At 72.2% G+C, this 13,431-nt stretch carries 12 protein-coding genes; 4 read left to right on the top strand and 8 right to left on the bottom strand.

Translation table 11 applies throughout. The features are described 5' to 3' along the window. Position 1: 1 nt before the first annotated feature. From BKI49_RS21960 to BKI49_RS21925, 8 genes are read right to left on the bottom strand one after another with little or no spacing between them, the layout of a single operon-like run. Complete coding sequence (locus tag BKI49_RS21960; protein WP_095936012.1) at positions 2-1,993, bottom strand: NADH-quinone oxidoreductase subunit 5 family protein; 1,992 nt, start codon at positions 1,991-1,993, stop codon at positions 2-4. After that, complete coding sequence (gene nuoK, locus BKI49_RS21955) at positions 1,990-2,364, bottom strand: NADH-quinone oxidoreductase subunit NuoK (RefSeq protein ID WP_095936011.1); 375 nt, start codon at positions 2,362-2,364, stop codon at positions 1,990-1,992. Before nuoK ends, BKI49_RS21960 begins: the two co-directional genes overlap by 4 nt. Continuing rightward, positions 2,364-3,026, bottom strand: coding sequence for an NADH-quinone oxidoreductase subunit J family protein (locus BKI49_RS21950; RefSeq protein ID WP_095936010.1), 663 nt, complete (start codon positions 3,024-3,026; stop codon positions 2,364-2,366). Before BKI49_RS21950 ends, nuoK begins: the two co-directional genes overlap by 1 nt. Next, positions 3,023-3,649, bottom strand: a complete 627-nt coding sequence (locus tag BKI49_RS21945; protein WP_095936009.1) for a NuoI/complex I 23 kDa subunit family protein — start codon at positions 3,647-3,649, stop codon at positions 3,023-3,025. The genes BKI49_RS21950 and BKI49_RS21945 overlap by 4 nt, the downstream gene beginning before the upstream one ends. Before the next feature lie 2 nt (positions 3,650-3,651). Then, positions 3,652-4,620, bottom strand: a complete 969-nt coding sequence (locus BKI49_RS21940) for a complex I subunit 1/NuoH family protein (RefSeq protein WP_095936008.1) — start codon at positions 4,618-4,620, stop codon at positions 3,652-3,654. Then, positions 4,617-6,218, bottom strand: a complete 1,602-nt coding sequence (locus BKI49_RS21935) for an NADH-quinone oxidoreductase subunit C (protein WP_095936007.1) — start codon at positions 6,216-6,218, stop codon at positions 4,617-4,619. The genes BKI49_RS21940 and BKI49_RS21935 overlap by 4 nt, the downstream gene beginning before the upstream one ends. After that, positions 6,215-6,826, bottom strand: a complete 612-nt coding sequence (locus tag BKI49_RS21930) for an NADH-quinone oxidoreductase subunit B (protein ID WP_095936006.1) — start codon at positions 6,824-6,826, stop codon at positions 6,215-6,217. The genes BKI49_RS21935 and BKI49_RS21930 overlap by 4 nt, the downstream gene beginning before the upstream one ends. After that, complete coding sequence (locus BKI49_RS21925) at positions 6,817-7,230, bottom strand: NADH-quinone oxidoreductase subunit A (RefSeq protein ID WP_095936005.1); 414 nt, start codon at positions 7,228-7,230, stop codon at positions 6,817-6,819. Before BKI49_RS21925 ends, BKI49_RS21930 begins: the two co-directional genes overlap by 10 nt. 368 nt (positions 7,231-7,598) lie before the next feature. Here BKI49_RS21925 and BKI49_RS21920 point away from each other — a divergent pair, with 368 nt between their 5' ends. The 4 genes from BKI49_RS21920 to BKI49_RS21905 form a co-directional block, all read left to right on the top strand. Beyond that, positions 7,599-8,858, top strand: coding sequence for a sensor histidine kinase (locus tag BKI49_RS21920; RefSeq protein WP_095936004.1), 1,260 nt, complete (start codon positions 7,599-7,601; stop codon positions 8,856-8,858). A 352-nt stretch (positions 8,859-9,210) separates the two neighbouring features. Next, positions 9,211-10,575: a sensor histidine kinase gene (locus BKI49_RS21915; RefSeq protein ID WP_095936003.1), complete on the top strand. Its 1,365-nt coding sequence runs from the start codon at positions 9,211-9,213 to the stop codon at positions 10,573-10,575. 710 nt (positions 10,576-11,285) lie between these two features. Continuing rightward, positions 11,286-11,945, top strand: a complete 660-nt coding sequence (locus tag BKI49_RS21910; protein WP_306453571.1) for a response regulator transcription factor — start codon at positions 11,286-11,288, stop codon at positions 11,943-11,945. A gap of 287 nt (positions 11,946-12,232) precedes the next feature. Next, a partial coding sequence (locus BKI49_RS21905) for a 2-oxoacid:acceptor oxidoreductase family protein (protein WP_179332531.1) occupies positions 12,233-13,431 on the top strand: 1,199 nt, incomplete at its 3' end.

Below are 13,431 nucleotides of genomic sequence, written 5' to 3'. Positions count from 1 at the left end.
CTCACGCTCCCGTGGCGACGAGGAGGGCGGCGACCACCAGGACGACGGTGCCGGCGAGCAGCGCGCTCACATAGGTCTGCACATTGCCGGTCTGGGCGCGGCGTACGGCCGCACCGAGCCAGCGGGGTAGGGCCGCCGCACCGCGTACGTAGGTGTCGACGACCTCGCGGTCGAGGAACCGTACGAGTGAGGCCCCGGCCTGGACCGGCCGGACGAAGAGCGCCGAGTACACGGCGTCGAGGTGGAAGCCGACGGCCGCGTGGCGGTGCAGCGGGCCGAGCAGCAGCCGGCCCGGGTCCGCCGGGTCGGGCGCGTAGGCCACGTCACCGAACGCGGACGCGTGCAGAGCGATGGCCTCGGCCTCGACCGTCCCCGCGTCGGCGTCCGGGTGGGCCACGACGGCACCGAGGGGCACGCGCGCCGCCATCGCGGTGGTGTGCCGCCAGGCGCCGTAGGTGACCAGTCCGCCGACGAGGGCGAGTCCTGTTCCGAGGACGGAGGTGGTGAGGACCGGTGTCAGATCGCGGCCGTCGAACCAGTCGGGCAGCGTGCCGTACGCCAGACCGAAGACGAGCGACGGGACGGCGAGCACCCACAGCACGACGGTCATGCTGAGCGGCTGCCTGCCGTGGTCGGGGGCCTCGGCGCCCTGGCCGCGGAAGGCCAGCAGCCACAGTCGGGTGGCGTACGCGGCGGTGAGCACGGCGGTGATCAGCCCGGAGACGAGGACGATCCAGCCCGCGGCACCGGGGGCGTGTTCGGTGTGACCGGTGGCGACGTGCTCGGCGGCGCCGAGGACGGCCTCCTTGGAGAAGAAGCCGCTGAACGGCGGGATCGCGGCGAGCGCGAGCAGCGCCACGGTCATCGTCCAGTAGGCGTCCGGCACGCGGTGTCGCAGGTCCTTCATGCGGGACATGACGGCCAGCGAGTTGGTGCCGGAGGCGTGGATGATCACGCCGGCGGCGAGGAACAGCAGGGCCTTGAAGGCGCCGTGGGCCATGAGGTGGAAGACGGCGGCGTCGCGGTCGCCGACGGCGAGGGCGCCGGTCATGTAGCCGAGCTGGCCGATCGTCGAGTAGGCGAGGACGCGCTTGATGTCGTCCTGGGCGAGCGCGGCGAGCGCCGAACCGGCCATCGTGACGGCGGCCATGACGGCGAGGACGACCATCGCGGCCGAGGAGGCCTGGAAGACGGGAAGGAGCCGGGCGATGAAGTAGACACCGGCGGCGACCATCGTCGCGGCGTGGATGAGCGCGGAGACGGGCGTGGGGCCCGCCATCGCGTCGGGGAGCCAGGTGTGCAGCGGGAACTGCGCCGACTTGCCTGCCACGCCGGCGAGGAGCAGCAGGGCGACCAGCGTCGGATGGTGCAGTCCGCCGCTCGCGACGGTGCCGAGGACCGTGGTGATGCGGAAGGACCCGGCGTCGGTGGCGAGGGCGAACAGGCCGATGAGGAAGGGGACGTCGCCGAGCTTGGTGACCAGGAAGGCCTTGATGGAGGCGGCTCGGGCCTCGGGGGTCTCCCAGTAGTGGCCGACCAGGAAGTAGGAGCAGATGCCCATGATCTCCCAGCCGACCAGCAGCACCATCAGGTCGCCGGAGTAGACGACGAGCAGCATCGCGGAGGTGAACAGGGAGACGAGAGCGGCGTACGAGGGGTAGCGCGGGTCGTCGCGCAGGTAGCCCGTCGAGTAGATCTGCACGCAGGACGCGACGACGCCGACGAGTACGGCGACGAGGGCGGCGAAGCCGTCGATGTGCAGGGCGAGTTCGATGGGGACGGAGCCGGTCGGGGTGAGCTCGGTGTGCGAGTCGACGGCCGGGCCGCCGCCTTGGCGGACGGCGACGAGGACGGCGAGGACGAGCGAGGTGAGGGTCGGCAGGACCGCGAGGGGACGCACGAAGCCGGGGGCCGTGCGGCCGAGGAGCAGTCCGGCCGCGGCGCCCAGGAACGGAAGGAGGGGGACGAGGACGGCGAGGGTGGTCGTGGTCACGCGGTGGCCTCAGCCTTCTCGTCTGCCGTGACGGTGGCCTCGTCGGGGCCGTGCGGCTCGGCGCTGTCGCGGAGCTTGTCGATGTCCGAGGTGCCGCGGCCGCGGTACACGGCGAGGACGATCGCCAGACCGATGCCGATCTCGGCGGCCGCGATGGCGATGGTGAACAGGGTCAGGGCCTGGCCGGAGTGCAGGGTGTCCCGCGCGGCCCTGGAGAGCCAGACGTCGAAGGCGACGAGGTTCAGGTTGACGGCGTTGAGCATCAGCTCGACGGACATCAGGACCAGGATCGCGTTGCGGCGCGCGAGGACTCCGTACAGACCCGTGCAGAACAGGAGGGCGGAGAGCACGGCGGGATAGGCGAGGTGCATCAGCGGGTCCCTTCCTTGTCGCTCCGGCCGTTCGGGACGTTCCGCGCGCCGGGGACGGTGCGGGCGCTCGGGGTGGGCGCCGCGTCCGCCTTCGCCTTGCGGGACAGGACGATCGCGCCGACCAGGGCGGCGAGCAGGAGCACGGAGAGCGCTTCGAAGGGAAGGACCCAGCTCTGGAAGAGGCTCGCGCCGGTCACCTCGGTGGATCCGGCGGGGGCGCCGCCCAGGTCGACCCAGGTCGTGCGGAACGCGTCGACGACGACCCAGACCAGGGCTGCCGCCGCGGCGACGGCGACCACCAGGGCGGCCCAGCGGTTGCCGGAGTCGGCGTCCGGGGAGCGGCCGATGGGCGCCTTGGTGAGCATCAGTCCGAACAGGAGGAGGACGACGACGGAACCGACGTAGATGAGGACCTGCACCCAGGCGATGAACTCGGCGGTGAGCAGGAGGTACTCGACGGCGAGACCGCCGAGCGTCACCACGAGCCACAGCGCGGCGTGCACCAGCTGCTTGGTGGTGACGGTGACGAGCGCGGCGCCGAAGGTGACCAGGCCGACGAGGAGGAAGGCGATCTCGACGCCGGTCGGGGAGAGGAAGCCGTGGCTCTGGGCGGCTGCGGTGGTGGCCCGCGCCGTCGCGGCCGTGGCTGCTGCGAGGCTCACGACTCACCGTCCTGCTGCGCGGGGCGTTCGGGGGTGTCCGCGGCCGGCGGCTCGGCCGGGGCCGGGGCCGCCGTCTCGGCCTGCGCGGCGGCCTCCTCGGCGGCGAGCTTGTCGGCGGCCTTGCGGGCGGCGGCGATCTCCTTCGGCTCCTCCGCGCTCGGATCGAGGGCGGGCGGGGCCGGGACGGTCCACATCCACTCGCGGAGCTTGTCGCGCTCGTGGGTCAGTTCGTGGATGTCGGTCTCCGCGTACTCGAACTCCGGGGACCAGAAGAGCGCGTCGAAAGGACAGACCTCGATGCAGATACCGCAGTACATGCACAGGGAGAAGTCGATGGCGAAGCGGTCGAGGACGTTGCGGCTGCGCTCGCGGCCGCCGGGAGCCGCGGGCGGGACCGTCTCCTTGTGGGAGTCGATGTAGATGCACCAGTCGGGGCACTCGCGGGCGCACAGCATGCAGACCGTGCAGTTCTCCTCGAAGAGGCCGATGACGCCGCGGGTGCGGGGCGGGAGTTCGGGCTGGGTGTCCGGGTACTGCGCGGTGACGGTCTTCTTCGTCATCGTGCGGAGGGTGACGGCCAGGCCCTTGGCGAGTCCGGAGCCGGGGATCGACAGGCGGGACATGGTTAGGAGATCACCACCTTGACGATGCCGGTGAGGGCGATCTGGGCGAGGGAGAGGGGCACGAGGAGGGTCCAGGAGAATTTCTGCAGCTGGTCCTCGCGCATACGGGGGTAGGTGACGCGCAGCCAGATCACGACGAAGGCGAGCAGCGCGGTCTTCAGCAGGGTCCAGACCCAGCCGAGACCGTCCGCGCCCCAGGGGCCGTGCCAGCCGCCCAGGAACAGGACGGTGGTCAGCCCGCACAGGACGATGATCCCGGCGTACTCGGCGAGGAGGAAGAGAGCGAAACGCAGACCCGTGTACTCGGTGTACGCGCCGAAGATGATCTCGGAGTCGGCGACGGGCATGTCGAAGGGCGGGCGCTGGAGTTCGGCGAGGCCGGCCACGAAGAACACGATCGCGCCGACGATCTGCCAGGGCAGCCACCACCACTCGAAGGCGCCGACGATGCCCGGCAGGGAGACGGTGCCGGCCGCCATCGCGACGGAGGCGGCGGTCAGCAGCATCGGCAGTTCGTAGGCGAGGAGCTGCGCGGCGGTGCGGAGGCCGCCGAGGAGGGAGAACTTGTTGGCCGAGGCCCAGCCCGCCATGAGCGAACCGAGGACACCGACGCCCATCACAGCGAGCACGAAGAAGATGCCCGCGTCGACGGCCTCGCCGACCGCGCCCTCGCCCGGACCGATGGGGATGGCGAGCAGGACGAGAAGGTACGGGAGGAGGGCGACGGCGGGAGCGAGTTGGAAGATACGCCGGTCCGCTCCCGTCGGGACGACGTCCTCCTTCTGCGCGAACTTCACGCCGTCCGCGACCAGCTGGGCCCAGCCGTGGAAGCCGCCCGCGTACATCGGGCCGAGGCGGCCCTGCATGTGGGCCATCACCTTGTGCTCGGTCTGACCGACGATCAGGGGGAAGGTCAGGAACACGACGAAGACGACGAGGAGTCGCAGGGCGACGTCGAGAGCGTCGTTCACTGCATGCCTCCGGAAGAGTCGTCGGGGTCGGGGGCTGTGCCGGTACCGGTGCCGGTACCGGTGTCAGTGCCGGGACCGGGTGCCGCGGCGGGTGCCGTGTCCGGTGCGGTCCGGGGTTTTGGGGCCGCGTCGGGCTCGGGGGTCGTGTCGGGTTCCGGCGCCGTGTCCGGCTCAGGTGCCGTGTCAGGCGCCGCGTCCGGCTCGGGGGCGGCCTCGGGCGCCGGTTTCGCCTCGGGCTCGGGTGTTGCCTCAGGCTCGGGTGTCGGTGTGGGCCGGGGCGCCGCGTCGGGCTCGGTGGCGTCGGCAGGGGCTGTCGTCGGTTCCGGCTCGGGGGCGTTCGCGGGGCCCGGGGTCGGCTCCGGCTTCGGCTCGGGCTCCGGCTTCGGCTCCTCGTCGAAGGCGGGGCGGGCGTGGTGCCAAGGTGCGTCCGAGCTGCGCGACGCGGTGGGCCTCGCCGCTGACGCGGGAGTCGCGGGTGACGCGGGCGGCGTCGCCGCCTCGGAGGCGGCCGGTTCGGAGGCCGGCGCTTCGGGGGTGGGCGGGGCGGCCGGAGCCGCCGCCTCGGCGGAGGGCGCCGGCTCGGTGGCGTCCAGGGTTCCGGCGTCCGGGGTTCCGGCGGTGTCCGGGGTTCCGGCGGCGCGCTGCGAGGCGGAGCCCTGGCTCGCGCTGCGGGCCCGACGCGGCCCGGCAGGTGCGCTGGGCCGCTCAGAGGCACCCGGCTGCTCCGGACCCGACGGCCGATCCGGCGCGGACGCCTGGTTCGAGGCGGACGCCTGGTTCGAGGCGGACGCCTGGTCCGAGGCGGGCGCAGGGGCTTCGGCGCGCTGTGAGGCGGAGCCCTGGCTCGCGCTGCGGGCGCGCCGGGGTGCAGCCGGCGTCTCCGCGCCGGCCGCGGCGGCACCGCCGGCAGCAGCCGCACCGGTTCCCGCGGCGGTCTGGCTCGCCGAGCCCTCCCCCGCGGTGCGGGCCCTGCGTACGGGTCGGTCGCCGGCGGCGCGGGCGGCACCCCGGGCCGGGCGGGCCGGGGCCGGCGGGAGCTGGCCCTTGAGCGGGCCCCACTCGTTGGGGTCGGGGACGCCGGGCGGAAGCATCTGGCGGCGCTTCGGACCGCCGTGTTCCGATTCGCCGGGCTCCTTCGCGCCGGGCCAGGCCTTGGCGACGCGAGCGGCCAGGACGAAGTCCTTGCGCAGGGGGTGGCCCTCGAAGCCCTCGGGCAGGAGGAGCGGGTCGAGGCCGGGGTGGCCCTCGAAGGTCACGCCGAACATCTCGTGGGTCTCGCGCTCGTGCCAGGCGGCGCCCGCGTACACGGAGACGGCGGAGGGGAGGGTGGCGGCGGCGTGCGGCACGGTCGTACGGACCAGCAGGCGGCGCACCGGGGACAGCGCCACGACGTGCGCCGAGACGCGGAAGCCGGTGCCGGGTTCGTCGACGGCGCTCAGCCAGTCGAAGAAGGTGCAGCCCAGCGTGGTCCGGGCGGTCTCGAGGGCGGCGAGCCATGCGGTGGGAGGCACGTCGACCGTCAGGACGTCGTACGACTCGTCGGCCGTGGCCTCCGGGCCGAAGAGGTCCTCGACGGGGGCGGTGAGCCAGCCGGTCACTTGTCGCCCTCCCCCGGGTTCGTGGCGGGCGGCTTCACCAGGCCGCTCTGGAGCGCGGCGGCGGACGGACGGTCCGCCGCGGAGCCGTAGCGCTCGCCGAGCGATTCGCGGGCGATCTTCTCCTGGAGCTTGAGGATGCCCTGGAGGAGCGCCTCGGGACGCGGCGGGCAGCCGGGGACGTAGACGTCCACCGGGATGATCTGGTCGACGCCCTTGGTGACGGAGTACGAGTCCCAGTAGGGGCCGCCGCAGTTGGAACAGGCGCCGAAGGAGATGACGTACTTGGGCTCGGGCATCTGCTCGTACAGGCGCTTCACGGCCGGGGCCATCTTGTCCGTGACCGTGCCGGACACGACCATCAGGTCGGCCTGGCGCGGACCCGGCGCGAAGGGGATCACGCCGAGGCGGATGAAGTCGTGGCGGGCCATGGACGCGGCGATGAACTCGATCGCGCAGCAGGCGAGGCCGAAGTTGAAGACCCACAGCGAGTAGCGGCGGCCCCAGTTCAGGACGACCTTCATCGGCTCGGGCGCCAGGCGGGCGAGCGCGCCGAGCCGCTTGGGCTCGGGAAGCAGCACGGGCTCGGGGGTCGAGGGGGTCACGTCCATGTCAGGACGCCCTTCTTGTATGCGTACAGCAGGCCGACGGCGAGGAAGCCGAGGAAGATGAACATCTCGACGAGCGTCGCGGCGCCGTAGCCGGGCGCGGCGAAGACCGTCGCCCAGGGGAAGAGGAAGATCGAGTCGACGGCGAAGATGACGTAGAGGAAGGCGTAGACGTAGTAGCGGACCTGGGTGTGCGCCCAGCCCTCGCCGACGGGGTCGACACCGCACTCGTAGGTCAGGAGTTTCTCCGGGGTGGGGACCACGGGCCGCAGCAGGCGACCCGCCCCGAAGGCGACGGCGACGAAGAGCACGCCCACGACGGCGAGCAGTCCGACCACCGAGTAGGACTGGAAGTAGTCCGCCGCGACGACGGCCCCGGTCGCCGTGACTACGGTCGGTTCCGGCACGTCAGCCCCTCGCTCCCTGACCTTGTTGCGCCCCGTCGTGTGCCCGTCGCGCACTCCGTGATGCGCCTTGTTCGACGATCTGTACGGACGGGAGTCTAGGGCCTGCTAAAGAGACCGTAAGCAGCCCGTCACGCCCGGACCACCGCGGACGGGCAGGACCGGGCCAGGAGACGGTCCAGTCCGGACCGGGGGCGGGGCCGGGGTCCGGGTCCGGGAAACAGAGAGCAGGACGTGAGGAGACAGGGAGTACATCCCGGTGCGTACTCGGAGCTCGCGGGCCCATGCATGACAGGGGTGGGGTTTTCCCCCGTGCATCGGGGCGGCCCACCTCATGGCGCCGCGGCTCGCCGCCGGGCACGCTTGCGGATATGACCGAACGCATCACGCTCACCGGCCCGCCGGGAAGAACCTCCGGCGCTGTGCCGGGCGGCCCGCCGGGCACAGCGGACGACGGCCCGTCCGGCGGACGTCCCGACGGCGACGGGCTGCCTCCCGCACGCCTAGCCTACGACCCGCAGACATGGCGGGAGATCGCGTATCTCCTGGTCAACCTGCCGGTCGCGCTCGTCGGTTTCGTCTACGTCGTGACGCTGATGTTCACGGGTGCGGGGCTCGCCGTGACGGTCATCGGGCTGCCGCTGCTCGCGGTCGGGCTGCGGGGTGCTCGTCAGCTGGGCAAGGCGGAGCGAGCGCGGGCCCGGGCACTGCTCGGGCTGCGGATCGACGAGCCCAGCCCGCTGCCGGTGCGCCGGACCGGCTTCTTCGGCTGGCTGTGGTCGAGCCTGAAGGACCCGGTGGGCTGGCGGACGGTGCTGTACGACTTCATCCGGCTGCCGTGGGGCATCGTCACCTTCACGGTGACTATCACGGGGCTGTTCGTGCTGTGGCCGGTGCTGCCGTTCGTCGCGCGGGCGCTGACGAACGTGGACCGGGCCCTGGTGCGCGGGCTGCTGTCGCCGTCCGACGAGCTGGAGCGGCGGATCGCCGAACTGGAGTCCGACCGGGGGGTCGTCGTCGACACCGCGGCGGCGGACCTGCGCCGCATCGAGCGCGATCTGCACGACGGGGCACAGGCCCGGCTGGTCAACCTGGCGATGGGGCTGGGCCTGGCCAAGGAGAAGCTGCTGGAGGACCCCGACGCGGCGGCGGCCATGGTCGACGAGGCGCACGGCGAGGTGAAGCTCGCGCTGCAGGAACTGCGCGATTTGGCCCGCGGTATCCATCCCGCGGTCCTCACCGACCGCGGCCTGGACGCGGCGCTGTCCGCGGTCGCCTCCCGCTGCACGGTGCCGGTGAAGGTGACGGCCGAGCTGGAGATGCGGCCGGCGGCGGCGATCGAGGGCATCGCCTACTTCACGGTCTCCGAGCTGCTGCAGAACGTGAGCAAGCACAGCGGCGCGCGGTCCGCGTCCGTCGACGTGTGGCGGACGGACGATCGGCTGCTCATACAGGTGTGGGACGACGGCCGCGGCGGGGCCAGTCTCGACGGCGGTACGGGGATGGCGGGCCTCGCCGACCGGCTCGGCGCGGTCGACGGGCTGTTCGTCATCGAGTCGCCGGTCGGCGGCCCGACCGTCGTCACGGCGGAACTGCCGTGGCGGGACCGGCGCGACGACGCCGTCCGCTGAGCCACCGCGCACCGCCGTCGAGCCCCTCACGTGCCCGGCCATGCCACCTGCCCCGAGGCGATCCGCGCCCCGGGGCGTCGCGCACCCCGAGGCCCTGTCCGCCCTGACGTGCCGGCTTCGGCGAGGCCGGGGTGGCGGCCCCGCGCGCAGGTGGCGGCGGTCCCGTGCGCGCCGGCGTCACGGGGAACGCGTACGGCACGCCCCGCACCCAATGCGGGGCGCCGTACTGGGCGAGGTAGGGAAAACCCCCGCCCCGAGACGCCGACGCGCTCCATGGTCCGGGGAGGCCGTGAGCAGCAGAGTTGAGACACCAGCCGACGAGCGGGTCGAGACGAGCAGAACGGACGGGGCGATGGCCACGGAGTCCACGGAGTACGGACAGGGATACGGGTACCGCGGCGGGCCCGGTTCCCGGGGGACGGATGCCGGTGAGCGACGGCGTCGGCTCCCGACCGCGCTGCGGGCGCCGGTCGAGGCCCGCAGCTGGCGGGAGCTCGGCTACGTGATGCTGAGCCTGCCGCTCGGGATCATCATGTTCACGTTCGCCGTCACGATGGTCTCGCTCGGTGCCGGCCTGCTGGTCACCTTCCTGGGGATCCCGGTGCTCGCCGCCGGTCTCGCCGGCTGCCGCGGCTTCGGCGCGCTGGAGCGGGCGCGGGCACGCGGGCTGCTCGGCGCCGAGGTGGCCGAGCCGGAGCCGCTGCGCATGAAGAAGCGGGGAGCGGGCGCGTGGATGGGCGCCATGCTCAAGAGCGGCACGTCGTGGCGGCACCTGCTGTACACGGTGATCCAGTTCCCGTGGTCGGTGTTCTCCTTCGTGGTGGCGTTCGCCTTCTGGTCGTACGGCTGGCTGATGCTGACCTATCCGCTGTGGTTCTGGCTCTTCCCGATGTACGGGGGACAGGGCGGGCTCCAGCTGTACGGCGACGGGACGCACTCGGTCTACCTCGACAACCCGTTCGAGATCGCGGTGACCGCGGTGGTGGGGCTGCTCTTCACGATGGCCACGCCGTGGATCGTGCGGGCGCTGACGACGGTGGACCGGCTGATGGTGCACGGGCTGCTCGGTCCGTCACGGCTGGCGACGCGCGTGGTGGAGCTGGAGTCGGACCGCGGGGTGGTCGTGGACACGGCGGCGGCGGACCTGCGCCGCATCGAGCGCGATCTGCACGACGGGGCGCAGGCCCGGCTGGTCGCTCTGGCGATGGACCTGGGGCTGGCCAAGGAGAAGCTGACGGAGGACCCGCAGGCCGCGGCGCGGATGGTGGACGAGGCGCACGGCGAGGTGAAGACCGCGCTGCAGGAACTGCGCGACCTGGCCCGCGGCATCCACCCCGCGGTCCTCACCGACCGCGGCCTGGACGCGGCGCTGTCCGCCGTCGCCTCCCGCTGCACCGTTCCGGTGCAGGTCGAGGTCGATCTGCCGGCGCGGCCCGCCCCCGCGATCGAGGGGATCGCCTACTTCACCGTCTCCGAGCTGCTGCAGAACATCAGCAAGCACTCCCGGGCCACGCGCGCCACGGTGGACGTGTGGCGGGTGGAGAACCGGCTGATGCTCCAGGTCACCGACAACGGCATGGGCGGGGCCGACGTCTCCGCCGGGTCGGGGCTCGCGGGGCTCGCGGAGCGGCTCGACGCCGTGGACGGGATCCTGGTGGTGGACTCCCCCGTGGCCGGGCCGACCCGGGTCACGGCGGAGCTGCCCTGGCGCGGCTGACCGGCCGTTTCTCTCCTGGTCCGTGCCGCCCGTCCGGTGGGTGGGTCGGGTCCGTGCCGGTGATCCGCCCGTTGCAGCCCTTGTGCGGGGCGGTGCCGGTAGGACCTCGGTGGGTGCGTGGCGCCGTCCGCAACGGGCATTTGATTCACCGGCACGGCCCCTTCCGTGAGATGTCGGGTGCGGGCGGTAGTGGGTTGCGGCGGCGGGCGAGGGGCGCGCCGCTGTGCGCGGGCCCAGCGACACAGCCCATCCGTAAGACGCCGGGTGCGGGCGGTAGTGGGTTGCGGCGGCAGGTAAGCCGGCGGGCCCAGCGGCGCGGCCCCTTCCATTGGGGGCCGGGTGCGGGCGGCAAGCGAGGGGCGGGCCGGGTGCGCGGGGCCCGCTGGCGCGGCCCCTTCCGTGCGTGGGTGGGGTCCTTGGGGTGGCGGATGCCCTCAGGCTTCGCCTCTGGCCCGGGACGGGCCGAAAACCGGCGCTCCACCGGGGCGCCCAGTGATCGTTGTCGGTCGTATGGCGGCCGGAACCCGAAGTCATGCCTCCCTAATCCCGTTGCCCGGGCGCAGGCCGGTCCGAATGCTGGAATGCTGGGGTCTGTCGTACGAGCGGGGACGAACCCGGCACGGGCCGGGAGCGGACCTCGGACGGGCCGGGACACCCTCGGTCCGGTCCGGGGGACGGGCTCTGGGGGGCCGAGAATCGTGGAGGACAGAGTGCGGGTGGTCATCGCCGAGGATTCAGTGCTGCTCAGGGAGGGCCTGACCCGGTTGTTGACGGACCGCGGGCATGACGTCGTGGCCGGGGTCGGCGACGGTGAGGCGCTGATCAAGACCATCACCGAGTTCGCGGCGCAGGACGCGCTGCCGGACGTCGTCGTGGCCGATGTGCGGATGCCGCCCACGCACACCGACGAGGGGGTCAGGGCCGCGGTGCAGCTGCGCAAGGCGCATCCCGGCCTAGGTGTGCTCGTGCTGTCGCAGTACGTGGAGGAGCAGTACGCCACCGAACTGCTGGCCGGTTCCAGCCGCGGGGTCGGTTATCTGCTCAAGGACCGCGTGGCCGAGGTGCGGGAGTTCGTGGACGCGGTGGTGCGGGTGGCCCAGGGAGGCACCGCGCTCGATCCGGAGGTCGTGGCGCAGCTGCTCGGGCGCAGCCGCAAGCAGGACGTGCTGGCCGGGCTCACGCCCCGGGAGCGGGAGGTCCTGGGCCTGATGGCCGAGGGGCGGACGAACTCGGCGATCGCACGGCAGCTGGTGGTCAGCGACGGAGCCGTCGAGAAGCACGTCAGCAACATCTTCCTGAAGCTGGGACTGTCGCCGAGTGACGGGGATCACCGGCGTGTTCTCGCGGTGCTCACCTACCTGAACTCATGACGGGCTGACACTGTGTCAGTTATGGAGCGGGGCTCGGCGCAGCACGGGCCCCGCCGCACGGAAAGCCCACAACAAGCCCAGAACCGAAGGACGAGCCGGGAGCGTCATCCAGGAAAGAACCCGGGGGGCGGGTAAATCATGACAAGTCAGGGTGCCGGGCCGTCTCAGATTGATGTCCATCATGTGAATGGCCACGGGAAGGCGACCCTTACCGACGTAGGGTTGAAAAGGGGAAGGTCTGTGGGAAGGCCGCTCCCCGACAGCCGCCTCGAAGGAGGTCCAGTTCAGTGACGAGCCAGGTCAGTAGCCCAGCGGAGCATGCCGATGGAGCCGTCGTAGGGGAACAGCGCAAACCGGCCGGGACGAAGGACGTCCGCCGGCTGGACCGGGTGATCATCCGGTTCGCGGGGGACTCCGGTGACGGTATGCAGCTCACCGGCGACCGCTTCACCTCCGAGACCGCTTCCTTCGGCAACGACCTCTCGACCCTGCCGAACTTCCCCGCCGAGATCCGCGCGCCCGCAGGCACCCTGCCGGGCGTTTCGTCGTTCCAGCTGCATTTCGCGGACCACGACATCCTCACGCCCGGTGACGCGCCGAACGTGCTGGTCGCGATGAACCCGGCCGCCCTGAAGGCGAACATCGGCGACGTGCCGCGCGGCGCGGAGATCATCGTCAACACGGACGAGTTCACCAAGCGGGCGATGACGAAGGTCGGCTACGCGAACAGCCCGCTGGAGGACGGCTCCCTGGACGGCTTCAACGTCCACCCGGTGCCGCTGACCACGCTCACGGTCGAGGCGCTCAGGGAGTTCGAGCTCTCGCGCAAGGAGGCCGAGCGCTCGAAGAACATGTTCGCGCTGGGTCTGCTGTCGTGGATGTACCACCGGCCGACCGAGGGGACCGAGAAGTTCCTGCGGAGCAAGTTCGCGAAGAAGCCGGACATCGCCGCCGCGAACATCGCCGCCTTCCGCGCGGGCTGGAACTTCGGCGAGACCACCGAGGACTTCGCCGTCTCCTACGAGGTGGCGCCGGCCGCGAAGACGTTCCCGACCGGCACCTACCGGAACATCTCCGGGAACCTGGCGCTGTCGTACGGTCTCGTCGCCGCCTCGCAGCAGGCCGACCTGCCGCTGTACCTCGGCTCGTACCCGATCACGCCGGCCTCGGACATCCTGCACGAGCTGAGCAAGCACAAGAACTTCGGCGTCCGCACCTTCCAGGCCGAGGACGAGATCGCGGGCATCGGTGCGGCCCTGGGCGCCGCGTTCGGCGGTTCGCTCGCCGTCACCACGACCTCGGGGCCGGGTGTGGCGCTGAAGTCGGAGACGATCGGTCTGGCGGTGTCGCTCGAACTGCCGCTGCTGGTCGTCGACATCCAGCGCGGCGGCCCTTCCACGGGCCTGCCGACCAAGACCGAGCAGGCCGACCTGCTCCAGGCGATGTTCGGCCGCAACGGCGAGGCACCCGTCCCGGTCGTCGCTCC

This window comes from Streptomyces sp. Tue6028 (genome assembly GCF_002300165.1).
Classification (GTDB): Bacteria; Actinomycetota; Actinomycetes; order Streptomycetales; family Streptomycetaceae; genus Streptomyces; species Streptomyces siamensis.
This window is presented reverse-complemented; position numbering and strand designations above follow the sequence as displayed.